The sequence below is a fragment of the Roseateles chitinivorans genome (assembly GCF_002761755.1).
Classification (GTDB): Bacteria; Pseudomonadota; Gammaproteobacteria; order Burkholderiales; family Burkholderiaceae_C; genus Roseateles; species Roseateles chitinivorans.
On sequence record NZ_PEOG01000027.1, the window covers coordinates 1 to 24,586 of the forward strand.

The following is a 24,586-nucleotide window of genomic DNA, read 5'->3' on the forward strand; positions in this document are numbered from 1 at the left end:
CTCGACCAGGCGCGCGCGCGGCGCCCGGACGGGTCCCACACCGTCTGGTGATCGGCAAGACCCTCTCAAGCGCGTCAGCGGTTGCCCGCCCGACGGGCGCTGCTTCGCCTCCCCGCTCAGCGCTGCGCCTGCCACGCCCCCCCGGCGCGACACCGCCCTAGCCTGCGATCCAGCGCGCGAGTCCTCGCGCATCGCATCCTGGAGCGCCCCGCCATGGTCACGCTGACACCCGTCGGTCCGACACCCTCTCCGTCCCCCACCGTGGACACCACGCCCCCGTCGGGCGCCTCCAGGGGCGCCCCGCCGCGTCCCGACACCGCGGGTTCGATGCCCACCGGCTCCGGAGGCCAGGCGCTGGAGCCGAACCCGCGGGCGTCGTCGCAGTCTCTGCAGCCGCCGCCCCGCGCCGACGTGACCACGCTGGCGCAGCTGATGACGAGGAATCCGCCCTCCACCGCGGTGGCGACGGGCGCCTCGTCCAGCGCCCCGGTGGCCCAGGCCCGACCCGTCCAGCGCGTCGACCCCGTCAGCGCGCTCGAAGGGGTGCTCGCCGCGGCGCCGGCCGATCCGGCGCGGCTGGCCCAGCTCAAGACCGACTACGGCGCCACCCGCGCGGACATGACCCGCTTCCTCGGCCGCTTCGAGGCGGCGCTGGTGCCCTCCGCGTCGGCGGGCGCGCAGCTGGCGGATCTCAACGACCACAGCCACGTGCTGAAGCTCACCGGCCACGGCCCGCACGGCATGACGGTGGCCGAACGCCTGCCGGTCATCAGCCAGACGCTGCCCGGCGAGACCGAGCCGCGCTTCTTCGTCAAGGGCCATGGCGACCGGCTGATCAAGCTGGCCGACCTGGAAGCGCTCGAAGGGCGGGGCATGCTCGTCGGCCGGCCGGCGCGCGGCGGCGCCGAGCCCGACCTGGAGGCCGGCCCGCCCCGCGCGGACCGTCCCTCGCTGGCCCGCGGCGACATGGAGACCTCGCTGCGCTCCGAGATCAAGCGTCTGTCCCTGGCGTCCGAGCTTCACGCCCGGCGCTCCCATGCGGAATCGGACGACCCGATCATGCAGATGCCGCCGAACCCGAGCGCGATGCCCAAGGAAGCGCAGTGGTGGTCCAGTCCGGAGACGGCGACCCTGCCGGGCTTCGGGCCGACGCTGGCCAACGGCCTGACCGCGCTCACCCCGCATTTCTACAAGTCGGAGCGCCTGTTCCTCATCACCGCGACGGAAGGCTACGAGGAGTTCCGGGGCCGCCCCACCCCGCCGTCCGACCGACCGCCGGCCCTGCGCGCGCAGACCGCCGGGGACCTGGAGCATCCACCCTCGGCGGTGAACGTCGGCGGGCCGGTGCTGGCCAAGATCCGGGGCATCAAGCAGTGGGAGGTGGTCGGCCCGACCGGGCTGACCGGCGTGAAGTCCGCCAAGGGCGCGCGCGCCTTCGAGGCGCTGATGGACGTGCTGCGCGAGTACCGCGGCCAGGCCCGCGCCGAGGGAGGTGCCGCCAAGCCCGTCGTCATCCGCTTCACCACCGACGACCAGGCCGTGCATGAGCTGACGGCGGGCACCCAGGGCGCCCGCCTGCGATTGGTCAACCCGACGCCGAGCGCCGGCCACGGCGACAGCGCCGGGATGATGCAGGCCGGCCATGGTGCCGAGGCCGACATCGACCTGTACTCCTACGAGGGCCAGTTCAACGGCCGGCGGGCCAGCAAGTCGGGCACGCCCGAACCGGCGCTGGTGCTCTCCACCGGCGAGGCGCTGCCGGCAGGTCCGCTGATCAAGCAGGCCTCGTCCGCGCCGGCCCAGGTCGCGCGGGTGGCACGCACCGCGCTGCGGCTGGTCACGTCCCAGCCGATCGTCGGCGTCGGCACGGAGCGCAGGCTGGACTGGTCGATCAACACCGCCGTCAAGGTGGCCGCCAAGACCGGCGTCGTCTATGGATTCAACATGTTGGGGCGCCTGGCCGCGGCCGGCATCGGCGTGGGCGGACTGAGCAGCCAGGGCGGCGGTGGCATCGGCTTCGACGGCCTGGCCAAGACGGTGGCCTGCATGGTGGTGGCGCAGGAGGCCACCACCTTCGCGATGGCGCAGTTCGGCAAGATGATGCCGGCGCATGTCCAGTGGCCCGAGGGCCGGCTGGGCCGGTTCGCCGTCCGCGCCATGCTGCCCGGTGCCGAGGAGATGCTGCGGCTGAGCCTCAACATGAAGCTGCAGCAGGCCATGGGACTGAACCGCGGCAACGCGGTCGACGTGATGACGCTGGCCTCGGCCTCGGTCGCCAAGGGCGGCGTCGAGTGGATGAAGTCGCGCGCCGGCGATCCCGCGCACCATGCCGCCGCCCACCTGTCGCTGACCCTGCTCTACAACACGATGTACAACGTCGCGCGCGGGGTCTCCAATGCCTTCACCCTGCCCGGCGGCGACGGGCATCCGTCGGCGCGCACCGTCGGCGCGACCCTGGCCGCGCGCTTCATCGGCCGGCTCGACACGATGTACGAGCCGATGCTGACCACGATGCTCAACAGCGCCGGCATCGTCGGCGAGAACGCCAGCGCCTACGACCACCAGATGAGCCGCGAGACGCACGGCATGGACAACCCGATCTCGATGATCGACCGGGCCATCACCGAGGTGTCCAACGCCGCCACCGGGCTGGCGGGGCGCAAGCTCGCCGAGAACCAGACCGCGCTGATGATGCTGCTGAGCGTGCGGGAAGGCATGGAGGGCACGCGGCAGTACCTGAGCCGCTTTCCGCTGGCCCATGAGGCCGGCCGCTTCAGCGAGATCGGTGCCGAGCTGGTGGCGGTCAACGCCTCGATCCAGCACGCCTCCCAGCCCCTGGATCCCGCGCGCGAGCGCGAGATGGACCAGCGCCTGCAGGAGAAGCTGGATGCGCTGATCGACGCCGTGGACGGCGGCGCGGCGACGAGCGAGGCCGCGCCGCTGCGCTACGACGTCGAGCTGCTGGACCCGAAGGACCGCGAGGCCTTCGAGCGCCAGAGCCGCGCCGCCCGGGAGCAGTGGTCCGCGCGGGGCCATTCGCCGCAGACCAGCCAGTTCCACGAGGTCGTCAACGACTACAGCAGCCGCGGCCGGCCGGTCGACGCGCGACCGAAGCTGCTGCTCGATTCGGCGGAGATCCCCCGTGACGTCACCACCTGGACGCGGCGCGGCCAGATGGCGGCCTGGCCCACCACCGACCGGATGGCGCGCGCGCCCGGCATCCACACGCCGCGCACCGACACCGGCCTGCCGCCGATGTCCGAGCTGCTGCAGAAGCGCGCCACCGAGTCGGCCTTCCTCTACACGGTCGAGTCCGGCATGTTCCACCTGCCGCTGCGCTTCGACTACGTCGGCCAGCTGCAGTACCAGCCGGTGCGGCCGGGCAGCCGCATCAGCGTGCCGCACATGGTGCTCACCGCCTCGGGCCACAAGCCCGATGGCGGCGACGGCCTGGTCGACCCGAGCGCCATCCTGGACGTCAACCTGGCGGCGCGCTATGCGCCGAAGTTCCCCGCCAACCTGGACCGCGCCGCGGTCACCGAGGCGTCCTACATCGCGCCCGGCGGGCAGACCCGCTTCGGACAGCCGGTGGAAGCCGGCAGGTCGCCCAACAAGACCGTCACCGAGGGCGAGGTGGTGGCCCTCACCGAGATGTACTCGGCCACCACCTCCAGCCGCATGGCGGCCTACTTCGGCGCCGGCATCAATGCCGGGGCGACGCGCGACCGCAGTTTGCGCATCCATGCCAAGCTCCTCAGCGGCGTCAACTTCGCCAAGGTCAGCGACCTGGCGCAGGGCGAAGTGGTCGCCGTGCCCGGCGTGCTGATGCGGGTCCGCAAGATCGACGCCGACGCGGGCAAGGGTCCGGCGGTGGACGCGCCCGGCAAGCAGGTGCAGGACCTGGGCCAGGTGGTCTATTTCGAGCAGGTCAACACCTACGAGCTGGAGCAGCGCTTCCATGCGATGAAGGGACAGCCGCGTGGCGAGCTGACGGAGGGCGCGGAGGCGATGGAGCCGCGCTCCGGCCATCTGCTGAAGGTCACCCGCCAGCCGGCGCCGGACGCCTGGGTGTTCGACCTCGGCGAGGACCGGTTCCGCCGCCTGGACGCGGTGAAGGACGCGGGCCAGCCGGTGCTCGAGTGGTCCAACAACAAGAGCTATTTCCTCGGCCGCGGGCTGGAGGACATGGATCGCGCCGGTGAACAGGGACCGCCCGAACGCGCGCGCTGGCTCCATCCGTACAGCGGCGACCAGTCGATGCGGGCCATCAAGGAGGCCACCCATGCGCTGATCCTGGGCAAGGACCCGCTGGTGACCGAGAAGCTGCTGGACCTGGCGACGGAGAACGTCCATCACGCCCACTTCCGCGAGGCCGGCGGCTATGCCGCCACCCCGGCGGCCCGCGAGGCCGCCGAGCGGCGGGAGGCCCTGCGGACGCAAGCGGGCGCGGTGGCGGCCGCCATCGGCGAGAAGGCGCTGTCCAGCCCGGTGTCGACGCAGGATGCCGCGTCCTTCAGCTGGCTCATGACCAGCCTGTTGCGCAAGCGGATCGAGCTGGTGGTGCTCGACGCGGCCGGCCAGGCCGAGCACACCCCCTTCGACATGACCTACGACAAGATCGACCTGAAGCGGGAAGCCGCGCTCAGCGACCTGTCGGACAAGCGCCACGAGCCGGCGCACCTGATCGTCGTGGCGCCCGATGGCGTGTTCACGCCGCAGGTGCGTGGCGGGCGGCGGGAGATGGTCCGGATGGACGAGGCCGGGACCGGCCCGACGCTGGGCGGCCTGGTGCATGCGCTGATCCGGCAGGCCTATCCGGAGGCCGGCCACTACGCCGAGGACGCCAGCGGCGGGCTGCGGCCCGACAAGGCGGCCCAGCGCAGCGCCCAGGACATCCTCGACACGATGAAGGACGCGGCACGCGCCGACTATCTGCCGCTGCAGGAGGCCCTGGTGAAGCAGTTCGGCGTGCCGCCGACGCCGGCAGAGCCGCCGCGGTGAGTCCGGCCGGCGGCCGCCGCGGCCCGCGATTTCCCGGGAAACCCGAGGCGGAGCGCCAGGGAGCGGTCCGCTCACGGATAATGCGCGGATGCCTGCTATTCAACTGACCCCCGCCCAGCGCAAGGAAAAGCGCGCCGACGCCCACCATCTCGACCCGGTCGTGATGATCGGCGCCGATGGCCTGACGGCCGCCGTCACCAAGGAGGTCGACGCCGCGCTCAAGGCCCATGGCCTGATCAAGGTCCGCGTGATGTCGGACGACCGCCAGGGCCGCGAGGAGATCCTGGCCACGCTGGCCGAGCAGCTCGACGCCGCCCCGATCCAGCACATCGGCAAGCTGCTGGTGCTGTGGCGCCCGGTGCCGGAGAAGGAAAAGGCGGTCAAGGAAGACGCCCGCTCCGCGCCCAAGGTCGTGAAGATCGTGAAGTTCTCGAAGAGCGGCAACAACCGTCCGCAGATCAAGAAGGTCACCGTGCTGGGCAACCAGCGCGTCACCCAGGGCGGCGAGGTCAAGCGCGCGAAGAAGCCACGTCAGACCAGCCTCAAGAAGTCCAGCCAGGGCTGAACCCAGCGCCGCGCCGCATCCGGCGGCGAATGTCGGCACCAACGAAAAGACGGCCCGCGGGCCGTCTTTGCATTGGCGCGAACGCGCTGGTCGCGCGCCAGTTCAAACGCCGCGCTGAGCGCCGACTCGCCACGCCAGCGCAACGACCGCCAGAGTCCGCAAGCCGAAACAGACCAGCGACACCGCATGCAGCTGCAAAAAGGTCCAGTTGCCCTGCCCTTGCCGCGCGGCGTCCATCATCGGCTGCAGCGCGTAATAGCCGGCCGCTGTGAAGCCGATCGCCAGCAGCGGCAGCCAGAAGCCGGGATTCATCGCCGATCCGCCGACCACGCCATCCCGATGCAGGCGGCGTTCCATCAGGATCAACAGCACGCCCGCGGCAAGCGCGAAGCGGGCATCCATCTCGAACAGCCGCGCGACATACTTGCCGGCCACCGCGCGGTCCAGCGTCGCGAACGCATTCGGCGCGGCCAGCAGCGCCACCGCCAGCAGCTCGCCGGCCCACAAGGCGGCCAGCAGGGCGCGGATCCGGAGCAGCATCGGCGAGCGCCTCAGATGTAGCGGACCTCGACGATCTCGTAGCGCTTGATGCCGCCGGGCGCCACCACCTCGGCGACGTCGCCGGCTTCCTTGCCGATCAGCGCGCGGGCGATCGGGGAGCTGATCGAGATCAGGCCCTGCTTCAGGTCGGCCTCGTCGTCGCCGACGATCTGGTAGGTGACCTCGTTGCCGGACTCTTCTTCCTCGAGGTCGACCGTCGTTCCGAACACGACCTTGCCGCCCGCGTCGACCGATGCCGGGTCGATCACCTGGGCCGACGACAGCTTGCCCTCGATCTCCAGGATGCGGCCCTCGATGAAGCCCTGCTTGTCCTTGGCGGCCTCGTACTCGGCGTTCTCCGACAGGTCGCCCTGAGCGCGCGCCTCGGCGATGGCGTTGATCACGGCATGCCGCTCGACCGTCTTGAGCCGATGCAGTTCTTCCTTGAGCTTCTCAGCGCCGCGCTTGGTCAATGGAATCGTCGTGGCCATGTCTCTAGAACCTTGAAAAACAAAACAAACCGCCGCTGCCGCTCAGGGTCGCTGAGCAGCGGCGGCGGAATGGATGGGGCAGTTTAATGCAGTTCGGCGTGCAGTTCCTGCAGCGATTGCACCAGCAGCCCATCCTTGTGCTTCATGCCCTCGACGGCGGCTTCGCAGCCGGCCATCGTCGTGTAGTACGTCACCCGGTTGGCCAGCGCCGCCTGGCGGATGTGACGGCTGTCGGCAATTGCCGTGCGCGTCTCGTCCACGGTGGTGAACACGAGCTGGATGTCCCCGCCCTTGATCATGTCGACGATGTGCGGGCGGCCATCCTTGACCTTGTTGACGACGCGCACCGGCACGCCGGCGGCCTCGATCGCCGCGGCCGTGCCCTTGGTCGCCACCACGCCGAAGCCCAGCGCGGCCAGGTCGCGCGCCAGCGCGACGGCCCGGTCCTTGTCGTTGTTCTTGACGGTGATCAGCACATTGCCTTGGCGCGGCAGGCGCGAACCGGCGCCCAGCTGGCTCTTGAGCATCGCCTCGCCGAAGGTCCGGCCAGCGCCCATGACCTCACCGGTCGAACGCATTTCCGGGCTGAGGATCGGGTCCACGCCGGGGAACTTGTTGAACGGGAAGACGGCTTCCTTGACGCTGAAGTACGGCGGCTGGATCTCGACCGGCGGCTTGCCGCCGGCGGCCTTCTGGTCCTTGAGCTTGACGCCGGCCATGCAGCGCGCGGCGATCTTAGCCAGCGGCTGGCTGGTCGCCTTCGACACGAACGGCACGGTCCGGGAGGCGCGCGGATTCACTTCGAGCACGTACACCGTGTTCTCGGCCAGGCCCTTGGTGACATCGCCCTGGATCGCGAACTGCACGTTCATCAGGCCGACCACTTTGAGCGCATGCGCCATCGCGGCGGTCTGGCGGCGCAGCTCGTCCTGCAGCTCCTTGGAGAGCGTGTACGGCGGCAGCGAGCAAGCCGAGTCGCCCGAGTGGATGCCGGCCGCCTCGATGTGCTCCATGATCCCGCCGATCATCGTGTCGGTGCCGTCGCAGATGCAGTCGACGTCGACCTCGACCGCATCCTCCAGGAAGCGGTCCAGCAGCACCGGCGACTTCTCGCTGACGCGCACCGCCTCGCGCATGTAGCGCTCGAGGTCCTTGTCGCCGTGCACGATCTCCATCGCGCGGCCGCCGAGCACGTAGCTCGGACGCACGACCAGCGGGTAGCCGATCTCGTTGGCCAGCGCGACGGCCTGGTCCTCGTTGCGCGCGGTGCGGTTGGGCGGCTGCTTCAGGCCCAGCTCGTGCAACAGCTTCTGGAAGCGCTCGCGGTCTTCAGCGACGTCGATGGAATCCGGCGTCGTGCCGATGATGGGCACGCCGTTGGCCTCGAGGTCGAGCGCCAGCTTCAGCGGCGTCTGGCCGCCGTACTGCACGATCACGCCGACCGGCTTCTCCTTGGCCACGATCTCCAGCACGTCCTCGAGCGTCACCGGCTCGAAGTACAGGCGGTCGGAGGTGTCGTAGTCGGTCGAGACGGTCTCCGGATTGCAGTTGACCATGATGGTCTCGTAGCCGTCCTCGCGCATCGCCAGCGCCGCGTGCACGCAGCAGTAGTCGAACTCGATGCCCTGGCCGATCCGGTTCGGGCCGCCGCCCAGCACCATGATCTTCTTCTTGTCGGACGGGTTGGCCTCGCACTCCTCGTCGTAGGTCGAGTACATGTAGGCCGTCTGCGTCGCGAATTCGGCGGCGCAGGTGTCGACCCGCTTGTAGACCGGACGCACATTCAGCGCATGGCGCGTCTTGCGCACCTCGTGCTGGTTCGTGCCGAGCAGCTTGGCCAGGCGCTTGTCCGAGAAGCCCTTCTTCTTCAGCAGGCGCAGTTCGTCGGCGCTGAGCGAGGCCAGCGTGCGGCCGCCCAGCGATTGCTCGATCTTGATCAGCTGCTCGATCTGGGCCAGGAACCACGGATCGATCTTGGTCTCCTCGAAGACCTCTTCCAGCGTCATGCCGATGCGGAAGGCGTCGCCCAGGAACAGGATGCGCGACGGACCAGGCTCGCCGATCTCCTGCACGATCTCCTCGCGATCGGTGCTCACCTCGCTGAGGCCGTCGATGCCGGTCTCCAGGCCGCGCAGCGCCTTCTGGAACGACTCCTGGAAGCTGCGGCCCATCGCCATCACTTCGCCGACCGATTTCATCTGCGTCGTCAGGCGCGAGTCCGCCATCGGGAACTTCTCGAACGCGAAGCGCGGGATCTTGGTGACGACATAGTCGATGCTCGGCTCGAACGAGGCCGGCGTGATGCCGCCGGTGATGTCGTTCTTGAGCTCGTCCAGCGTGTAGCCGACGGCCAGCTTCGCCGCGATCTTCGCGATCGGGAAGCCGGTGGCCTTCGAGGCCAGCGCCGACGAACGCGACACGCGCGGGTTCATCTCGATGACGATCATCCGGCCGTTGTCCGGATTGATCGAGAACTGCACGTTCGAGCCGCCGGTGTCGACGCCGATCTCGCGCAGGATCGCGATCGAGGCGTTGCGCAGCAGCTGGTATTCCTTGTCGGTCAGCGTCTGCGCGGGCGCCACGGTGATCGAGTCGCCGGTGTGGATGCCCATCGGATCCAGGTTCTCGATCGAGCACACGATGATGCAGTTGTCCGCCTTGTCGCGGACCACTTCCATCTCGTACTCCTTCCAGCCGATCAGCGATTCCTCGATCAGCAGCTCGTTGGTCGGCGACAGGTCGAGGCCGCGCTTGCAGATCTCCTCGAACTCCTCAGGGTTGTAGGCGATGCCGCCACCGGTGCCACCCAGCGTGAAGCTGGGGCGGATCACCATCGGGAAGCCGCTGCCGCCGATCTCCGCGTGGATGCGCTTCTGCACCGACCACGCCTCTTCCAGCGAGTGCGCGATGCCGGACTTGGCCGAATCCAGGCCGATCTTGGTCATCGCGTCCTTGAACTTCAGGCGGTCCTCGGCCTTCTCGATCGCCTTCTCGTTCGCGCCGATCATCTCGACGTCGTACTTCTCCAGCACACCGTGCTTGTGCAGGTCGAGCGCGCAGTTCAGCGCGGTCTGGCCGCCCATCGTCGGCAGGATCGCGTCGGGGCGCTCCTTGGCGATGATCTTCTCGACCACCTGCCAGGTGATCGGCTCGATGTAGGTGACGTCCGCGGTGTCCGGGTCCGTCATGATCGTCGCCGGGTTGCTGTTCACCAGGATGACCTTGTAGCCCTCCTCGCGCAGCGCCTTGCAGGCCTGGGCGCCCGAGTAGTCGAACTCGCAGGCCTGGCCGATGATGATCGGGCCGGCGCCGATGATGAGGATGCTTTTGATATCAGAACGCTTGGGCATAACTCGTCTCCCCCTTCATCAGGCCTTGGACATCAGACCGATGAAGCGGTCGAACAGATACGAAATGTCGTGCGGGCCGGGGCTCGCTTCCGGGTGACCCTGGAAGCAGAAGGCCGGCTTGTCGGTGCGGGCCAGGCCCTGCAGCGTGCCGTCGAACAGGCTGACGTGCGTGGCGCGCAGGTTGGAGGGCAGCGTGTCCGGATCGACGGCGAAGCCGTGGTTCTGGCTGGTGATGCTGACGCGGCCGTTGTCCAGGTCCTTCACCGGATGATTCGCGCCGTGATGGCCGAACTTCATCTTGAAGGTCTTCGCGCCCGAGGCCAGCGCCATGATCTGGTGGCCCAGGCAGATGCCGAAGGTCGGGATGCCGGCTTCGATCAGTTGCGCCGTCGCCTTGATCGCGTAGTCGCAGGGCTCCGGATCGCCGGGGCCGTTGGACAGGAACACGCCGTCGGGCTCGAGGTCGAAGACTTCCGAGGCCGGCGTCTGGGCCGGCACGACGGTGATGCGGCAGCCGCGCGAGGCCAGCATGCGCAGGATGTTGCTCTTGACGCCGAAGTCGTAGGCGACGACGTGGAACTTCGGGGCGGTCTGCTCGCCGTAGCCCTTGCCGAGCGTCCACTCGGTTTCGGTCCAGCTCTGTCGTTCGGTGCGGCTGACGACCTTGGCCAGGTCCAGGCCGGCCATGCTCGGCGCGCCCTTGGCGGCGGCGATGGCCTCGTCGATGTGGGCCTGGGTGATCTGCTCGCCGGCATTCAGCGCCAGGATGCAACCGTTCTGGGCGCCCTTCTCCCGCAGCACGCGCGTCAGGCGGCGCGTGTCCAGGTCGGCGATGGCGACGGTGCCTTCATCCTTCAGGTACTGGCGCAGCGTGCGGCCCTTGCGGAAGTTCGAATCGAGGACCGGCGCCTCCTTGATGATCAGGCCAGCGGCAAAGATCTTCGACGCCTCGACGTCCTCATCGTTCACGCCATAGTTGCCGATGTGGGGATACGTCAGGGTGACGATCTGGCGGCAATAGCTGGGATCGGTAAGGATTTCTTGGTAGCCGGTGAGCGAGGTGTTGAACACCACTTCACCAATGGTCCGGCCGGCGGCGCCGAGCGCGGAACCCTTGAAGACCGTGCCGTCTGCCAGGGCAAGAATCGCGGGGGGAGCGGAAAGCAGATCGGGCAGCACGGGGAACTCCGTTGTTGTGCGCGCGCCCGGCTCTGCTTCAGGGCCCTGGACCGCCGCCGGCACGCGCCGTGGACGGCTGGCGCGCGGGTGCGACCGGGTCTCCTGGGAGGGAGTCGATCCGTGTGGGATCCGATGCGATCGGGGGTGAAGTGTGCGGGACGCGGTAGGTTGCGGGTAAACCTGCTGAGTATAACCCGTCGGGGTATCTACGGAGAAGATTTGCGCAAACCGATCCTTCTGGGAAAGCTGGACTGCCGGCTTCGGAGCGCTTGGCCGCCAAGGCATGAGGCCCCGGCGGCAAGCGCCGAAACCTCACGCCTTGCCGTCCCTGACCCACCGAGGACTGCAAAACTGCAGACCGAGGACTGCAGACCGAGGACTGCGGACCAAGGGCTTCGTACCGGGGACTGCGGACCGAGACTGCGATGGCAGTTCGGTCGGTCGGAATTCAGCCGAGGGCGGCGATGCCTGCCTTCGCCACTTGCGCATCCTCGTTGGACTTCACGCCGCTGACGCCGACTGCGCCGACGCAGAAGCCCTCGACCATCACCGGCACGCCGCCCTCGAGCATCCCTTCCAGCGGCACGCTGAGGAAGGCATTGCGGCCGTTGTTGACGATGTCCTCGTAGACCTTCGACTCGCGACGGCCGAGCGCCGCCGTGCGGGCCTTGGCCGGCGCGATCACGGCCGAGGTCGCGGCGGCATTGTCCAGGCGCTGAAGCCACAGCAGGTGACCACCGTCATCGACGATCGCGATCGTCACCGGCCAGTTGTTCTTGAGGGCTTCGGCCTCGGCCGCGGCGGCGATGCGCTTGACATCGTCCAGGGTCAGGAAGGGCTTCTGTTTCATCTGCGGCCTCGTGGCGGTCATTGAAGGAAAGACGATCACTTTAACGAAGGCTTAAGGGCCGTGCCTACAATCGACGCCAACTCTCACTTCATGGGGCGCACGCACATGAACGACCGCATCATCGACCTCAACTCGGGCAGCTACGGCTCGTCGCTGTCCGCCGACCGCCAGCGCGTCCTGCGCAACACCTACGCGTTGCTCGCGCTCTCCCTGATCCCCACCGTCCTGGGCGCCTGGATCGGCGTGGCCACCGGCTTCATGGCCGCGATGGGCACCGGCGCCAGCATGATCCTGTTCTTCGTCGGTGCCTTCGGGCTGATGTTCCTGGTCGAGAAGACCAAGCATTCCGCCGTCGGCGTCGCCGCGCTGCTGGGCTTCACCTTCTTCATGGGGCTGATGCTGTCGCGCCTGCTCGCGGCGATCCTCGGCTTCAAGAACGGCGGCACGCTGATCATGACCGCCTTCGGCGGCACCGCCGCGATCTTCTTCGCGATGGCATCGCTGGCCACGGTGGTCAAGCGCGACCTGTCCGGCCTGCAGAAGTTCCTGTTCGTCGGCGCCGTGATCGCGATGATCGCCGGCATCGCCAACGTGTTCCTGCAGTCGACGGGCGTCCACTTGGCGCTGCTGGTGGCGGTGCTGGGCATCTTCTCGGCCTTCATGCTGGTGGACGTCAAGCGCGTCATCGACGGCGGCGAGACCAACTACATCAGCGCCACGCTGAACATCTACCTGGACCTGTACAACGTGTTCACCGCGCTGCTGCAGCTGCTGGGCATCTTCGGCGGCGACCGCGACTGACCGGGCACCCACCCAATGAAAAACGCCTCGGAATTCCGAGGCGTTTTTTCTTGTCCGGTCGCTGGCCGTGCGGCATCAGTGCGGCGTCTTGCCCTGGGCCTTGTCCAGTTCCGGCTGGGTACTGGCGGCAGCGCCGCCGCTTGCGCCTTCGTCCGCGCCTTCCCCGGACGCGTCGGGACGATGCACGACGACCGGCTTGATGGCGCCGCTGCCGATGAAGCGGGCGTACTCGCTGCGCGGCATGACGGCGCTCAGCCGGGCATCGCCATCCTGCCAGCCGATGGTCACGTCGATCTCGTTGATCTCCACGGCCACGGGTCCAGGGCGGATCGCGATCAGCGGGCCATCGCCGGTGCGGTACGAGACCTCACCGCAGACGAAGGCCTGCTGGCTCAGCGGATGCTCGTTGAGCGCCTGGCGTTCAGAGGACGCATCGCCCATCGAGGTGTCGGCGGGATGTTCGGGCGGCAGTGGGGGTCGGGCACTCATGGCAGGTCCTCCTGGGAATCGTCCCGCGCCAGTTCATCGAGCCACTGCCACAGGCGCAGCGCCAACGCGGTGCCGGTGCAGGTGGCCAGGGTCATCAGCATCAGCATGTTGTCATCCATGATGGGCCTCGAACCGGAGCGGGATCAGGTTGCGATGAACGCATCCTCGCCGCGGTCGCGACCGGGGCGAAGCAGCGGGCACCGCGAGGCGCTGTAGGTGCTGTCCCACAGCGGGCGCGACGCGCCTCGGCGCGTCCCCACAGCCATGGAGCAAGGCGCTCGCCAGCCCTGGCGCAAAGCTCTGTGAAGCTCGGCGCGGACACCGCGCGCACCGTCAACGTCGATGAAACGCCTTCCGTTGAGCCCACACGCTGTAGGACGACGCCGGACACGGGCCACCGTCCGGCACCGACATCGCGCACCGAGTTGCGCTTATGGGAAGGTCGATGGCCAGCGCCGATAGTGAAATCAAAGGAACTCACCAGGAGAACGACATGAGCCTCCTCCAGATTGCCGCCGACGCCGCCGCTCCGCAGTTCGAAGTGCGCTTCGAATCGATCTTCGACGCCGGCCGCGCGATGTCCTTCCCGTGCGACCCCCAAGGGCATGTCGACCTCGACAGCCTCCCGGCCCGCGCCCGCAACAACTACCTGTTCGCCCGCGCCATGGTCGGCAAGGATTACCTTCCGCCGGCCGTGCGGGGTCGCACCAACCACTGATCGGGCCCGTCGGGCGCGGCGCCGGTCGGGCACCGGGCCCGGCAATTGCCAAGTCCAGTCATCACCTACTCGCTTCTGAAAGGAGTTCGTATGAATTGGGATCGCATCGAAGGCAACTGGACCCAACTCAAGGGCAAGGTCCGCGAGCAGTGGGGCAAGCTGACCGACGACGACATCGACGTCATCGCCGGCAAGCGCGACCAGCTCTCCGGCAAGATCCAGGAGCGCTATGGCATCGCGAAGGACGAGGCCGACAAGCAGCTCGACGACTGGCAGACCCGCGCGGACGATCGCTGGCTGAGCTGATCGTCATCGCGACGTGACGACGCCGGCACGGTCCGGCAAGACGCTCGAAGCCCCAGGCTCCGAGCGTCCCACTGATTGACTGCATCCTCCCTGTTGCCGCGCTGCACCTCCCGGTCGGCGCGGCTTTTTTCGTCCGCCGCTCGCATCGCGACGGCGGCCCGTGGGCTCTCCGCTCAGCGGGTGACGGCGGGCGTCGCTTCCTCGAACCGGTCGACGGTGCGCAGCGGCTTGAACAAGGCCGCCCAGCCGGCGACGACACCCAGCGTGCAGATCGCGCCGGTCACCGCAGCGGGCACCGCGCCCAATGCCGCAGCGGCGCTGCCGGCGCGGAACTCGCCCAGTTCGTTGGACGAGCCGATGAACAGCATGTTCACCGCGTTCACCCGCCCGCGCATCTCGTCCGGCGTCGAGAACTGCACCAGCGCGCCACGGATGTAGACGCTGACCATGTCCGCCGCGCCGGCAATCGCCAGTGCTCCAAACGACAGCCAGAAGGCGGTGGACAGCGCAAAGACCAGGTTCGCCACGCCGAACACGGCAACCGCCGCGAACATCGTCTTCCCGACATGGCGGTTGAAGGGACGCAGGCTGAGATAGAAGCCGGCCGTGACCTCGCCGACGGCCATCGCGCTGCGCAGCGCACCCAGGCCCTCGGGCCCGGCATGGAGCACCTCGTGCGCATAGATCGGCAGCAGCGCCACCACGCCACCCAGCAGCACTGCGAACAGGTCCAGCGAGATCGTGCCGAGGATGATCGGCCGCGAGCGGATGAAATGAATGCCGGCGCCGAAGCGCTGCCAGATGGTCCCGCCGGCGGGCGACGGCGGCGCGGCGAAGCGCACCGGCACCGCGCCGATCAGCAGCGCGGTCCCCAGGGCGAAGCAGATCAGGCAGACCAGATAGGTGAGCCCTGCCCCACCGAAGCCGTACAGCAGGCCGCCGAGGAAAGGCCCGCCGATGCTGGCGACCCGAAGCAGCATGCTGTTCGCGGCGATCGCCTGCGCGAGCTGCTCACGCGGCACGATCTGCGGCAACAGGCTCTGCAAGGCGGGACCGGAGAAGGCCCGCGCGCAACCGAAGACCACCAGGACGGCATTGATGCCGGCCACGCCGGCATGGCCGTGCCCCGCCAGCCACCACAGCGCCAGGCTGCAGGACGCGCTGACGCCCCAGCTGATCGCCAGGATCGGCTTCCGGCTGAAGCGGTCGATCAGGTCGCCGGCGGGCAACAGCAACAGCAGCATCGGGATGAACTGCGCCAGGCCGACATAGGCCAGCGCGAGCGGCTGGCGCGTCAGGTCGTAGACCTGCCAGGCGACGACCACCGCCTGGATCTGGCCGGCGAACACGGCGGCGAGGCGGCACACCAGAAAGGCGGTGAATCCGGGATGCCGGAACACGCTGACGTGGGGAGCGGGCAAGGCGCCGGACGACACGGCGGCATCGGGGGAGGAAGCAGGCGGAGCGGTCACGGCGAAGGGGTTCGGCGGCAGGTGTTCGAGGCCTTCTTGGGCGGGCACCGGCCAGTTTAGCCACCCGGTCCGCAGACCTGGGCGCTTGGCGATGTCACACGTGCGCGGGCTGTTTCGTCTTGTCGTTACCAACCTTCTTTTTCACCCCGGAGCCCACGATGAGCCAACGCTTCAACTACATGCAACAGTCTGCCCCCGCCTTCAAGAAGCTGGTGGAGCTGTCCATGGGCCTCAAGGAAAGCGGCCTGGAAACCGGCCTGCAGTACCTGGTCGAGATCCGCGCTTCGCAGCTCAACGGCTGCGCCTTCTGCCTGGACATGCACGTCAAGCAGGCGGTGCTGGCCGGCGAACGCGCCTTGCGCCTGCACCACGTCGCCATCTGGCACGAGTCGCCGCTGTTCTCCGCGCGCGAACGTGCCGCGCTGCGCTGGACCGAGGCGCTCACCCGCATTCCGGAAGGCGGCATCTCCGACGCCGTCTATGCCGAGGTGCGCGAGCAGTTCAGCGAAAAGGAACTGTCGGACCTGACCTGGGTCGTGTCTTCGATCAACACGTGGAACCGCCTGAACGTCGCCGTCCAGAGCGTGCCCGGCTCGCAGGACAAGGCCTTCGGATTGGACAAGGCCGGCCTGGCCTGACGCGCCGAGGCCCGTTCCGACAAAAGAAAGCGGCGCCCGAACGGGCGCCGTTTCAACAGGTGTCGACAGGGGGATCCGGGCGATGTTCGAGTTGTTGGCCCGGATCCGCCGGTTCAACGACAGCGCGTTCTGGCATAGCCGGATCGCGCCCCCACTGGGGTTGTCTGGTGGAGCGAGATCAGCGCTGGCTGTAGCGGGCCTTGGCCGAATTCACGCACACGTCCTTGGCATCGCCCGACAAGGTGTTGCACTTCTCGGAAGCCAGCTTGTAGTCGGCCTTGACGCGGGTTTCCTCGGCGTCATCGACGGCCGCCGCGACCTTCTTGTTCATCTTGAGCTCGGCCTTCGCCTTCTCGTAGGCGGTCTTGGCCTCGCGCTGGCAGACATCCTTGGCCTCGCCCGTGCGATCGTCGCAGCGCTCCTTGGCCACTTCGTAGCGCGCCTCGTAGCGGGTCTCGATCAGCTTCGCCTCGTCCTTGGCGTTGCCGCTGTAGTTGTATTCCAACTGGGCCAGCGCCACGTCCTCGCGGCCCTTGGCCTCCTTGACGCAGATGTCCTTGGCATTGCCGGACAGCTTGTCGCACGCATCCTTGTCGACCTTGTAGGTCTTCTTGATGTCGTCCTTCGCGCCGTCGTAGACCGACTTGGAGAAATTGGCGGCTTGCGCCACGCCGGCGCACAGGCTCAGCGCGGCGGCGATGAGGGCAGCGGTAGCGGGCTTGTTCATGGCGATCCTTTCTTTGTTGTGAAGGGGTCAGCAGTTCAAGGGATGACGGGGATCGTCACTTTCGCAACAGGCTCATCACGAAGGTCGCGACGGCCATGATCACGAACACGAAGAACAGGATCTTCGCGATGCCGGCGGCGCCGGCGGCGATGCCACCGAAACCGAACAGCGCGGCGATCAAGGCAATGACGAAGAAGACGACGGCGTAGTGCAGCATCTTGGCTCTCCTGCGCGGCACCGTGCCGCGATGGAATGACTGTAGGGACTGGGCCGGCCGCCGCGGGCAGTCCCGCACCGCGACCCCGCGTCGGAGTCCCAACCGCCGTGCTGTAGGAGAGGACCTACCGCGCCAGACCGTTCCGCCAGCGTGAGCGCCCGACCGGGGCGCCAATGAAAAAGCCGGCTGACGCCGGCTTTTTGGAGGGAAGGAAATGCGGTGGTCCGACGGTTCGGCGCCAACGCAAGGGCGTCGCGCCCGCCGCGCGTCACCAGATCTTCTGGAAGGTCACCCCCACGCGACCGCCCCGCGGCCGGAAGGTCAGCGAGGACTGCCCGCTGAGCTCCATGCGGAAGCCCTTGCGCAGGTCCGCATAGGGCTTGCGGGTAGTGAAGACCATGCCGACGCGCACCTGGCGCTGCTCCCGGTTGTTGATGCCGGGGACGGTGAGGTCATCGATCTGCGCGCGTTGCGCGTCGACGAGCGGCGTCTGGACATAGGCATGCGACCGCGGCCCGGTCGGCAGCGCCAGGCCGACCAGCACGCCGGCGTCACCGGCCGCGCCCGGCCTCGAGTTCTGATACGGCGTCGAATACAAGCCGCCGCCGATCGCGGCGCCGCGCTGTTCCACGCCCACGCCCACCCTCAATCCACTGGCGGACCAGGGCCGGGCCCAGAGCATGGTCTGCGTGGCCTGCGGCGCCCGGCCATACCAGGCAGCGGCGCCGGCGGGCTGGTTCGCGGTCGCCAGCGGCTCGGCCGCATGCTGAGTCACGGTGTAGCGGGCGCTCGACGCGCCACTTCGGCTGGCCGCCGCCTGCCTCGTCCGCTCGGACAGGCTCCGGCCGGTCAGTTCGACACGATCGTCCAGGGAAGTCGGCGACATCTCGCTGGCAGGCGCGGCCTGCGCGAAGGTCAAGGCGGCCGGGGCCAGCGCGGCCATCAGCAGAAGGCGGGGGCAGCAGCGGTTCATGACTCAACTCCCGTACTCGATGACAACTTAGGACGCGGGTTGCGACAGGAAAATCTCGATCCGACGATTGGCGGCCCTGCCGGCCTCGGTGGCATTGCTGGCCACCGGCTGGCGTCCGCCGCGGCCCTCCACCAGCAACCGGCCTCGCCGGACACCATGGTGGACCAGGTATTCACGCACCGTCTCCGCCCGATCCAGCGACAAGGGCCCATTCACCGCATCGCCGGCCGAGCTGTCGGTGTGACCGACGATGGTGATACGGACGTTCTCGTCGAGGTTGCGACTGGCTTCATCCAAGGCGGGGCGCACCGCCGGCTTGAGCTCGGAACGGCCCAGGTCGAAAGCCGCCTCCATGGGCAGGGTCAGCTTGAGCTGGTTGTCCGCGGTGCGGACCACGGCGATGCCGGAGCCGCCGCTGGCCTGGACGACCGCCTGACGGCGCTCCTCCATGCGGGAAGACCAGAGATTCCCCCCGATGACGGAAGCTGCGGGGGTGGTCGGCGTGACGGCGCCCGACGGCGCGGGCGTGGCGCTGCCCGAGGGTCCGCTCATCGAGGTGCAGCCGGCCAGCGTCATCAGGACCAGCGCCAGGACCGGGAGGCTGCTCGCCGCGATCCCCAGCCAGCGCGGTCCGGCGAAGACGCCCGAGGCGGCATCGGCGGCGGAACGGGAAAGGACTGGGGGGCGGCGCATGACAGTCTCCAGGCGGGCTGTGGGCTCGGTCACACGATAGAGGGACCTTGGTTGAGCGTCATGCTAGGGAGATCGCGGGGGGCCAGGTGTAGTCGGCCGGCGGAAGCGGGGGTCAGACAGGACCGACAAGCGCAGCGGCTGACGATTCCCGACCCTTGCCTCGGCAGCGATCCTCAGGCGCTCAGTTCGGTGGCGCTGGACGGCTGGTCGTCCAGCGGCAGCAGTTCGGCCTCGGACAGTTCGGCGGCATCGACTTCCTCGTCGTAGGCGGCCTGGTCGCCCGCGTCGCGGTGCGCGATCAGCGGCTTGTCCAGCGGGCGGTAGATGCGGCTGCGCAGGCGGGCCAGGCGTTCGGAGCCGGCCACTTCCAGGGCGACGCGTTCGGGATCCAGCAGCATCGCGAACGGGTTGGCGGCGAAGTCTTGGGTCGTGGTCAGCATCTCGGTCTCCGGCGCCGACACCGTGTCGGCATGGAATGAACTGTAGAGACCGACCCGGTCCGCCAACAGTGGGCGGGCCGCCAAACCGCGTGTCAGACGGATTCCTAGGGGAATGCCAGCAGGTGCCTCACCGCGCCGTACGGCCCGTGACGGATGCCTCGGAAATGCATGGGCGGCGTCGCCATGCAGGACGTGGGCGCCGGTTCAGCGACCGTGCGCGCGGCTGCCGTGCCGTCGTGCCGTCGTGCCGTCGTGCTGCCGTGCCGCTGCCCGATGCGCCTACGGTGCCGACGTCGCGGCGGCCTTCGGACGCGCCCGGGCGAGCTTGTCCAGCTTGTCGGCCATCTCGTCCTGCCCGGCGCGGCGGGCGAAGTCGGCGGCGCTCAGCTGATGGTCGTTCCGCAGCGTGACATCCGCACCGGCGGCGAGCAGCACCTCGGCACCGCTCAGGCCGCCGTAGCCGGCCGCCATCATCAGCGGCGTCGTCCCGTTGGGCGACCGTGCATCGATCTGGGCGCCCTGCCCGATCAGCCAACGCACGAGATGCTCGTTCGGCCCGGCGGCCGCGTAATGCAGCGCGGACCATCCCGGCTCGTTGACCAGCGCGCCGCGCTTGACGAGCTCCCGCGCCATGTCCAGGTTGCCCTTGATCGCGGCGAGCATCAGCGGCGTTTCGCCGGCCTGGTTGATGGCGTTGACATCGGTGCCGGGGCTCTTCAGCAGCGCCTCGACCGCCTTGCCGGAGTCCTCCCGGATCGCCACGTGCAGGGCCGTGTTGCGCTGCGCATCGCGGACGTTGGGATCGGTCCCCGCCAGCAGCAGCTTCATGACCGTGGCGGCATGGTCGTTCCGCGCGGCGACATGCAGTTCGGGCGGTGCGACGGCGGCCTCCGCCGACGCGGCCGCCGCCACCGGCGCCTGGGCGTCGAACCGCCCCTGTGCCCACGCGGGCGCGAGCGTCGTCGCGGCCAGCGTCAAGCCGCCCAGCACCGCCCACACCGCCCGCACCGCCGGCGATTGCCGCTGACCGCCACGCGGCCCGCTCGTCCGCCCGGCCATGTCAGGCCGCCTCCGGCAGCTGGAACAGCCGCCGGGTGTTGGCCGTGCACTGCGCCGCCAGCTCCTCGACCGGCACGCCCCGGACCTCGGCCACCAGCTTGGCCACATGCGGCACATAGGCCGGCTGGTTGAGCTTGCCGCGGAACGGGACCGGGGCCAGGTAGGGGCTGTCGGTCTCGATCAGCAGGCGGTCGGCAGGCACGATCCTGGCGACCTCGCGCAAATCGGCCGCGTTCTTGAAGGTCACGATCCCCGAGAACGATATGTGGAAACCCAGGTCCAGCGCCGCCTTGGCGACCTCCATCGTCTCGGTGAAGCAGTGCACGACGCCGCCCGGCTGGCCGGCATCCTCCTCGCGCATCAGCCGCAGCGTGTCCTCGGCGGCCGAGCGGGTGTGGATCACCAGCGGCTTCCCGGTCCGCTTCGCGGCGCGGATGTGGTTGCGGAAGCGCTCGCGCTGCCATTCCATCTGCTCGACGGTCCGGCCGTTGAGGCGGTAGTAGTCCAGCCCCGTCTCGCCGATGGCGACGACCTTCGCCCGCGCCGCGCCGGCGACGAGCTCCTCGACGCTGGGCTCATGGACCTCGTCGCTGTCCGGATGGACGCCGACCGTCGCGAACAGCGGCGCATGTGCCGTCGCGAGGGCCAGCACCTCGGGGAACTCCTCCATCGTCGTGCAGATGCAGATGGCCTGGGTCACCCGGGCCGCGTCCATCGCGGCCAGCAGGTCGGGGAGCTGGGACTGGAGCTCGGGGAAGCTCAGGTGGCAGTGGGAATCGATGTACATCGCGGGAACTCTGGGCCGGATCGTCGCGTGGCGCAGCGCCCGGCGGGAAATGTCCTTGGCAGGAGCAGGCTCGCGGATCGGCCGGGCGGGGCTGCGCCGGAGGCCATCCGCCTGGCTTGAACGGCGGTCGCGGCGGTCAGATCGTCTGTGTCGGCTTGGCCGAGGAGATCGCCGTGCCCAGCAGCTCCTCGATCTTCAGCTTGATCAGCCGGGTCTTCTCGTCACCCGGGAAGCGAACGCCGACGCCCTGGGTGCGACCGCCCGACGCATTGGCCGGCGTCAGCCAGGCGACCTTGCCGGCGACCGGATAGCGGTTGGGATCCTCGGGCAGGGTCATCAGCAGGTAGATGTCCTCGCCCAACTTGTATTCGCGGGTCGTCGGCACGAACACGCCGCCTTCCGAAAAGATCGGGATGTAGGCGGCGTAGAGCGCGCCCTTTTCCTTGAACACCAGCTGGATCACGCTGGGTCGGGCACCGCCGGCGGGGGCCGGAACGGGGGCGGACGCGGGCGGAGTGGTGCTCATCGGTTTCAGGCTGAGTTCGCTCATGGGCGCCGAGTCTACTCGCCACGCCCATGGGTCGGATTCGGTTACCGCGCCGGCCGCATCGCCTGTTGCCCCTGGGCCACCAGCGATTCCATCAGCAGGCCGGCATTGAGCGGATGGTCCGCATGCCGCGCCGCCTGCTGCAGCGTCCGGGCCCACTGGTCGAGCGCCGCGCGCACCGCCGGCAGCTTGGGCAGCGCGTCGCGCGGGAAGTAGGCCGGTCCGGCGCCATGGGCGATGCGCATCAGGTCATGCACCAGGCGCTGCATCGCGGCGATCGCGCGCGGCACCGGCCAGTCGGTCAGCGCGCTGGCCTCGCCCCGCGCGATCCGGCGCGGCAACTCCAGCCAGGTCCTGGCGCCGATGCCCTCCTCGCTCCACTGCAGCGCTTCCTGCGGACGGCCGCCGGTGGCGTCCAGCAGGACGCCGGGCTGGTCGACACCCTGCGCGGTCAGCCAGGCGAGCGCCGCCTCGCGTCCGGGCAGCGCCATCTGCAACGGCTGGCAGCGGCTGCGGATCGTCGGCAGCAGCTGCTGCGGCGCCGCGCTCGCCAGCACGAAGCGCAGCAGCCCGGCCGGCTCCTCCAGGGTCTTGAGCAGCGCATTGGCCGCGATGGTGTTCAGCGCCTCCGCCGGGTAGACGACGACCACCTTGGCCCGGCCGCGCGCCGCGCTGACCTGCGCGAAGGCGAGCATCTGCCGCACCGCCTCGATCTTGATTTCCTTGCTGGGCTTGGCCTTGGCCGCCTTGGCCGTGCCGCCGCCCTCGCCGTCCGCATCCATCGCGCCGAAGCCCAGCGGCTCGCGCAGCGCGTCGGGCAGCAGCACCTGGAAGTCGGGATGGGAGCGCGAACGCAGCAGGTGGCAGCTCGCGCAGCGGCCGCAACCCGGCTGCTCCGGCCGGGACCGGGACTCGCAGAGCCAGGCCTGGGCCAGCAGCAGCGCCAGGTCGAACTGGCCGACCCCGGCCGGCCCCTGCAGCAGCAGCGCATGGCTGCGCCCCTGGGTCAAGGCCTGGTGCAGCGGCTCGGCCAGCCATGGCAGCGGCAGCTGGCCGCCCTCGGCCAAGGCGGTGGTGCCGTCGGCCTCGTTCACCATCCGCGGCGCTCCAGTTCGGCGCGGATCTGCGCGGCGACGCCCTCGATCGTGTCACCGGCGTCGATGCGCACGATGCGTCCGGGCGCCGACTCGGCCCGGCGCTGGTAGCCGGCCCGCACCCGCTCGAAGAAGTCCAGGTCCAGCTGCTCGAGCCGGTCGGCATCGCGGGCCTGGGCGCGACGCGCGGCCGCGACCGCGGGTTCGACATCGAACCAGAAGGTCAGGTCCGGCTCGCGGCCCTGCTGCACCCACTGCGCCAGCGTCGCGAGCACCTGCAGGTCCATGCCGCGCCCGCCCCCCTGGTAGGCGAAGCTGGCGTCGGTGAAGCGGTCGCACAGCACCGTGCGGCCCTGCGCCAGCGCGGGCGCGATCACCCGTTGCACATGGTCGCGACGCGCGGCGAAGACCAGCAGCGCCTCGGTCAGCCCATCCATATCCTGGTGCAGGAACAGGCCGCGCAGCGACTCGGCCAGCGGCGTGCCGCCCGGCTCGCGGGTCTGGATCAGCTCGGCGCCGCGCTGGCGAAGGTGCTGGGCGACGGACTCGACATGGGTGGACTTGCCCGCCCCGTCGATGCCCTCGAAGGTGATGAATCGGCCGCTCACGCGTGGATGCTCTCTCGGAAAAAAGCGCAGCGCGGGCGCTCAGCGGCCGCGCTGGTACTTGTTGACGGCGCGATTATGCGCGGCCAGGTCCTCGCTGAACTGGCTGGTGCCGTCGCCCCGCGACACGAAGTACAGCGCCTTGGAGGGGGTCGGATGCAGCGTGGCCTGCAGCGCCGCCAGGCCGGGCATCGCGATCGGCGTCGGCGGCAGCCCGCCACGGGTGTAGGTGTTGAACGGGGTGTCCGTCTGCAGGTGGATGCGGCGCAGGTTGCCGTCGAAATCGGTGCCCAGTCCGTAGATCACCGTCGGATCGGTCTGCAGCGGCATGCCGGCCTTGAGCCGGTTGATGAACACGGCGGCCACCAGGCCGCGGTCGGCGGCGGCGCCGGTTTCCTTCTCGACGATGGACGCCAGGATCAGCGCCTCGTCCGCGCTCTTGAGCGGCAGGCCGTCGGAGCGGCCGGACCAGGCGCTCTCCAGGCGCTTCTGCATCAGCGCATGCGCCCGCTTGAGCACCGTCAGGTCGCTGACGCCGCGGCTGTACGCGTACGTGTCGGGGAAGAAGCGGCCTTCCGGCGCCTGGCCGGGCGCGCCGAGCGCTTCCATGATCTGCGCGTCGGTCATGCCGGCCGTCGTCTGCTTGAGCGCCGGCGCGGCGGCGATCGCGGCGCGCAGCTGACGGAAGTTCCAGCCCTCGATCAGGCGGAGCTGCTCCAGCACCTGGTCGCCGCGGACCATCTTGTCCAGCAGCTCGCGCGGCGTCACGCCGGCGTGGATCTCATAGCTGCCGGCGCGGATCTTGCGCGCCTGGCCGGAATAGCGGAACCAGGCGTACAGCAGCCGCGGATCGGTCTGCACGCCGGCCGACACCCAGGCCTGCGCCACCTGCTGCGGCGCGGTGCCGGGCTCGATCGACAGCTCGACACCCGGCTTGTCCAGCACCAGCGGCGATTGCAGCCACCACCAGACCGCCCCGGCGACGCCCCCGGCCAGCACCGCGACCGCCACCAGCGTGGACAGCAGCCAGCGCCCGATCCGGCC

25 protein-coding genes are annotated in these 24,586 nt (G+C 69.2%); 6 read left to right on the top strand and 19 right to left on the bottom strand.

The features are described from left to right. Positions 1 to 261: 261 nt before the first annotated feature. Both CS062_RS11610 and yhbY read left to right on the top strand, forming a co-directional pair. Positions 262 to 5,001, top strand: coding sequence for a hypothetical protein (locus tag CS062_RS11610; RefSeq protein ID WP_143742317.1), 4,740 nt, complete (start codon positions 262 to 264; stop codon positions 4,999 to 5,001). An 88-nt stretch (positions 5,002 to 5,089) separates the two neighbouring features. Beyond that, a complete protein-coding gene (gene yhbY, locus CS062_RS11615) occupies positions 5,090 to 5,566 on the top strand; it encodes a ribosome assembly RNA-binding protein YhbY (protein WP_099861797.1) in 477 nt (158 codons plus the stop codon). Positions 5,567 to 5,668: 102 nt separating this feature from the next. Here the strand turns inward: yhbY and CS062_RS11620 are convergent, their stop codons facing one another. The 5 genes from CS062_RS11620 to CS062_RS11640 all read right to left on the bottom strand — a co-directional run bounded on the left by CS062_RS11620 (position 5,669) and on the right by CS062_RS11640 (position 11,976). Continuing rightward, positions 5,669 to 6,106: a DUF4149 domain-containing protein gene (locus CS062_RS11620; RefSeq protein WP_099861798.1), complete on the bottom strand. Its 438-nt coding sequence runs from the start codon at positions 6,104 to 6,106 to the stop codon at positions 5,669 to 5,671. Positions 6,107 to 6,117: 11 nt separating this feature from the next. Further along, positions 6,118 to 6,597 carry a transcription elongation factor GreA gene (gene greA, locus CS062_RS11625; protein ID WP_091733466.1) on the bottom strand — a complete coding sequence of 160 codons (480 nt, stop codon included), beginning with the start codon at positions 6,595 to 6,597 and terminating at the stop codon, positions 6,118 to 6,120. Between the two features lie 83 nt (positions 6,598 to 6,680). Beyond that, positions 6,681 to 9,947, bottom strand: coding sequence for a carbamoyl-phosphate synthase large subunit (carB, locus tag CS062_RS11630; protein WP_099861799.1), 3,267 nt, complete (start codon positions 9,945 to 9,947; stop codon positions 6,681 to 6,683). A gap of 18 nt (positions 9,948 to 9,965) precedes the next feature. Further along, entirely contained in the window at positions 9,966 to 11,126 is a 1,161-nt protein-coding gene (carA, locus tag CS062_RS11635; RefSeq protein WP_099861800.1) for a glutamine-hydrolyzing carbamoyl-phosphate synthase small subunit, read from the bottom strand. A gap of 448 nt (positions 11,127 to 11,574) precedes the next feature. Next, positions 11,575 to 11,976 (bottom strand): GlcG/HbpS family heme-binding protein, encoded by a 402-nt coding sequence (locus tag CS062_RS11640; RefSeq protein WP_099861801.1) that lies wholly within the window; start codon positions 11,974 to 11,976, stop codon positions 11,575 to 11,577. 105 nt (positions 11,977 to 12,081) lie between these two features. On the opposite strand from CS062_RS11640, the gene CS062_RS11645 reads away from it, so the two are divergent. Continuing rightward, positions 12,082 to 12,777, top strand: coding sequence for a Bax inhibitor-1/YccA family protein (locus CS062_RS11645; protein ID WP_099861802.1), 696 nt, complete (start codon positions 12,082 to 12,084; stop codon positions 12,775 to 12,777). Positions 12,778 to 12,852: 75 nt separating this feature from the next. Here CS062_RS11645 and CS062_RS11650 read toward each other — a convergent pair whose 3' ends face one another. Both CS062_RS11650 and CS062_RS27190 read right to left on the bottom strand, forming a co-directional pair. Beyond that, positions 12,853 to 13,266 carry a hypothetical protein gene (locus CS062_RS11650; protein ID WP_099861803.1) on the bottom strand — a complete coding sequence of 138 codons (414 nt, stop codon included), beginning with the start codon at positions 13,264 to 13,266 and terminating at the stop codon, positions 12,853 to 12,855. Beyond that, entirely contained in the window at positions 13,263 to 13,385 is a 123-nt protein-coding gene (locus tag CS062_RS27190; RefSeq protein ID WP_259373107.1) for a hypothetical protein, read from the bottom strand. The genes CS062_RS11650 and CS062_RS27190 overlap by 4 nt, the downstream gene beginning before the upstream one ends. Before the next feature lie 374 nt (positions 13,386 to 13,759). Between CS062_RS27190 and CS062_RS11655 the strand changes: the two genes are divergently transcribed. Both CS062_RS11655 and CS062_RS11660 read left to right on the top strand, forming a co-directional pair. Further along, positions 13,760 to 13,984, top strand: coding sequence for a hypothetical protein (locus CS062_RS11655; RefSeq protein ID WP_099861804.1), 225 nt, complete (start codon positions 13,760 to 13,762; stop codon positions 13,982 to 13,984). A gap of 90 nt (positions 13,985 to 14,074) precedes the next feature. Beyond that, positions 14,075 to 14,290 (top strand): CsbD family protein, encoded by a 216-nt coding sequence (locus CS062_RS11660; protein ID WP_091733455.1) that lies wholly within the window; start codon positions 14,075 to 14,077, stop codon positions 14,288 to 14,290. A gap of 173 nt (positions 14,291 to 14,463) precedes the next feature. Here CS062_RS11660 and CS062_RS11665 read toward each other — a convergent pair whose 3' ends face one another. Continuing rightward, entirely contained in the window at positions 14,464 to 15,762 is a 1,299-nt protein-coding gene (locus CS062_RS11665) for an MFS transporter (protein ID WP_233218027.1), read from the bottom strand. Positions 15,763 to 15,920: 158 nt separating this feature from the next. Between CS062_RS11665 and CS062_RS11670 the strand changes: the two genes are divergently transcribed. Beyond that, entirely contained in the window at positions 15,921 to 16,400 is a 480-nt protein-coding gene (locus tag CS062_RS11670; protein ID WP_099861805.1) for a carboxymuconolactone decarboxylase family protein, read from the top strand. 178 nt (positions 16,401 to 16,578) lie between these two features. Here CS062_RS11670 and CS062_RS11675 read toward each other — a convergent pair whose 3' ends face one another. The 11 genes from CS062_RS11675 to mltG all read right to left on the bottom strand — a co-directional run bounded on the left by CS062_RS11675 (position 16,579) and on the right by mltG (position 24,580). Further along, positions 16,579 to 17,127 carry a hypothetical protein gene (locus tag CS062_RS11675; protein WP_099861806.1) on the bottom strand — a complete coding sequence of 183 codons (549 nt, stop codon included), beginning with the start codon at positions 17,125 to 17,127 and terminating at the stop codon, positions 16,579 to 16,581. A 55-nt stretch (positions 17,128 to 17,182) separates the two neighbouring features. Further along, positions 17,183 to 17,344: a DUF1328 domain-containing protein gene (locus CS062_RS11680; RefSeq protein WP_091733447.1), complete on the bottom strand. Its 162-nt coding sequence runs from the start codon at positions 17,342 to 17,344 to the stop codon at positions 17,183 to 17,185. Between the two features lie 268 nt (positions 17,345 to 17,612). After that, positions 17,613 to 18,317: a hypothetical protein gene (locus tag CS062_RS11685; protein ID WP_099861807.1), complete on the bottom strand. Its 705-nt coding sequence runs from the start codon at positions 18,315 to 18,317 to the stop codon at positions 17,613 to 17,615. Between the two features lie 27 nt (positions 18,318 to 18,344). After that, positions 18,345 to 19,010, bottom strand: coding sequence for an OmpA family protein (locus tag CS062_RS11690; protein ID WP_099861808.1), 666 nt, complete (start codon positions 19,008 to 19,010; stop codon positions 18,345 to 18,347). A 173-nt stretch (positions 19,011 to 19,183) separates the two neighbouring features. Then, positions 19,184 to 19,450 (bottom strand): hypothetical protein, encoded by a 267-nt coding sequence (locus CS062_RS11695; protein ID WP_143742318.1) that lies wholly within the window; start codon positions 19,448 to 19,450, stop codon positions 19,184 to 19,186. Between the two features lie 279 nt (positions 19,451 to 19,729). Next, positions 19,730 to 20,509, bottom strand: coding sequence for an ankyrin repeat domain-containing protein (locus CS062_RS11700; RefSeq protein ID WP_158238760.1), 780 nt, complete (start codon positions 20,507 to 20,509; stop codon positions 19,730 to 19,732). Position 20,510: 1 nt separating this feature from the next. Next, positions 20,511 to 21,296: a TatD family hydrolase gene (locus CS062_RS11705; protein WP_099861811.1), complete on the bottom strand. Its 786-nt coding sequence runs from the start codon at positions 21,294 to 21,296 to the stop codon at positions 20,511 to 20,513. A 136-nt stretch (positions 21,297 to 21,432) separates the two neighbouring features. Beyond that, positions 21,433 to 21,822: a PilZ domain-containing protein gene (locus tag CS062_RS11710; RefSeq protein ID WP_091733888.1), complete on the bottom strand. Its 390-nt coding sequence runs from the start codon at positions 21,820 to 21,822 to the stop codon at positions 21,433 to 21,435. Positions 21,823 to 21,887: 65 nt separating this feature from the next. Beyond that, on the bottom strand, positions 21,888 to 22,940 hold the full coding sequence (locus tag CS062_RS11715; RefSeq protein WP_099861812.1) for a DNA polymerase III delta subunit-related protein: 1,053 nt from the start codon (positions 22,938 to 22,940) through the stop codon (positions 21,888 to 21,890). Further along, positions 22,934 to 23,545 carry a dTMP kinase gene (gene tmk / locus CS062_RS11720; RefSeq protein ID WP_099861813.1) on the bottom strand — a complete coding sequence of 204 codons (612 nt, stop codon included), beginning with the start codon at positions 23,543 to 23,545 and terminating at the stop codon, positions 22,934 to 22,936. The genes CS062_RS11715 and tmk overlap by 7 nt, the downstream gene beginning before the upstream one ends. Positions 23,546 to 23,584: 39 nt before the next feature. Next, the gene (mltG, locus tag CS062_RS11725; RefSeq protein WP_303645155.1) at positions 23,585 to 24,580 is read right to left on the bottom strand and encodes an endolytic transglycosylase MltG; all 996 of its coding nucleotides are present in this window, start codon (positions 24,578 to 24,580) and stop codon (positions 23,585 to 23,587) included. Between the last annotated feature and the right edge of the window lie 6 nt (positions 24,581 to 24,586).

Bases quoted from the DNA above. Each gene is read 5' to 3' on its own strand.
- yhbY (WP_099861797.1), top strand. From the start codon at position 5,090: ATGCCTGCTATTCAACTGACCCCCGCCCAGCGCAAGGAAAAGCGCGCC.
- CS062_RS11620 (WP_099861798.1), bottom strand. From the start codon at position 6,106: ATGCTGCTCCGGATCCGCGCCCTGCTGGCCGCCTTGTGGGCCGGCGAG.
- greA (WP_091733466.1), bottom strand. From the start codon at position 6,597: ATGGCCACGACGATTCCATTGACCAAGCGCGGCGCTGAGAAGCTCAAG.
- carB (WP_099861799.1), bottom strand. From the start codon at position 9,947: ATGCCCAAGCGTTCTGATATCAAAAGCATCCTCATCATCGGCGCCGGC.
- CS062_RS11640 (WP_099861801.1), bottom strand. From the start codon at position 11,976: ATGAAACAGAAGCCCTTCCTGACCCTGGACGATGTCAAGCGCATCGCC.
- CS062_RS11645 (WP_099861802.1), top strand. From the start codon at position 12,082: ATGAACGACCGCATCATCGACCTCAACTCGGGCAGCTACGGCTCGTCG.
- CS062_RS11650 (WP_099861803.1), bottom strand. From the start codon at position 13,266: ATGAGTGCCCGACCCCCACTGCCGCCCGAACATCCCGCCGACACCTCG.
- CS062_RS27190 (WP_259373107.1), bottom strand. From the start codon at position 13,385: ATGGATGACAACATGCTGATGCTGATGACCCTGGCCACCTGCACCGGC.
- CS062_RS11655 (WP_099861804.1), top strand. From the start codon at position 13,760: ATGAGCCTCCTCCAGATTGCCGCCGACGCCGCCGCTCCGCAGTTCGAA.
- CS062_RS11660 (WP_091733455.1), top strand. From the start codon at position 14,075: ATGAATTGGGATCGCATCGAAGGCAACTGGACCCAACTCAAGGGCAAG.
- CS062_RS11670 (WP_099861805.1), top strand. From the start codon at position 15,921: ATGAGCCAACGCTTCAACTACATGCAACAGTCTGCCCCCGCCTTCAAG.
- CS062_RS11675 (WP_099861806.1), bottom strand. From the start codon at position 17,127: ATGAACAAGCCCGCTACCGCTGCCCTCATCGCCGCCGCGCTGAGCCTG.
- CS062_RS11680 (WP_091733447.1), bottom strand. From the start codon at position 17,344: ATGCTGCACTACGCCGTCGTCTTCTTCGTCATTGCCTTGATCGCCGCG.
- CS062_RS11685 (WP_099861807.1), bottom strand. From the start codon at position 18,317: ATGAACCGCTGCTGCCCCCGCCTTCTGCTGATGGCCGCGCTGGCCCCG.
- CS062_RS11690 (WP_099861808.1), bottom strand. From the start codon at position 19,010: ATGCGCCGCCCCCCAGTCCTTTCCCGTTCCGCCGCCGATGCCGCCTCG.
- CS062_RS11695 (WP_143742318.1), bottom strand. From the start codon at position 19,450: ATGCTGACCACGACCCAAGACTTCGCCGCCAACCCGTTCGCGATGCTG.
- CS062_RS11700 (WP_158238760.1), bottom strand. From the start codon at position 20,509: ATGGCCGGGCGGACGAGCGGGCCGCGTGGCGGTCAGCGGCAATCGCCG.
- CS062_RS11705 (WP_099861811.1), bottom strand. From the start codon at position 21,296: ATGTACATCGATTCCCACTGCCACCTGAGCTTCCCCGAGCTCCAGTCC.
- CS062_RS11710 (WP_091733888.1), bottom strand. From the start codon at position 21,822: ATGAGCACCACTCCGCCCGCGTCCGCCCCCGTTCCGGCCCCCGCCGGC.
- CS062_RS11715 (WP_099861812.1), bottom strand. From the start codon at position 22,940: ATGGTGAACGAGGCCGACGGCACCACCGCCTTGGCCGAGGGCGGCCAG.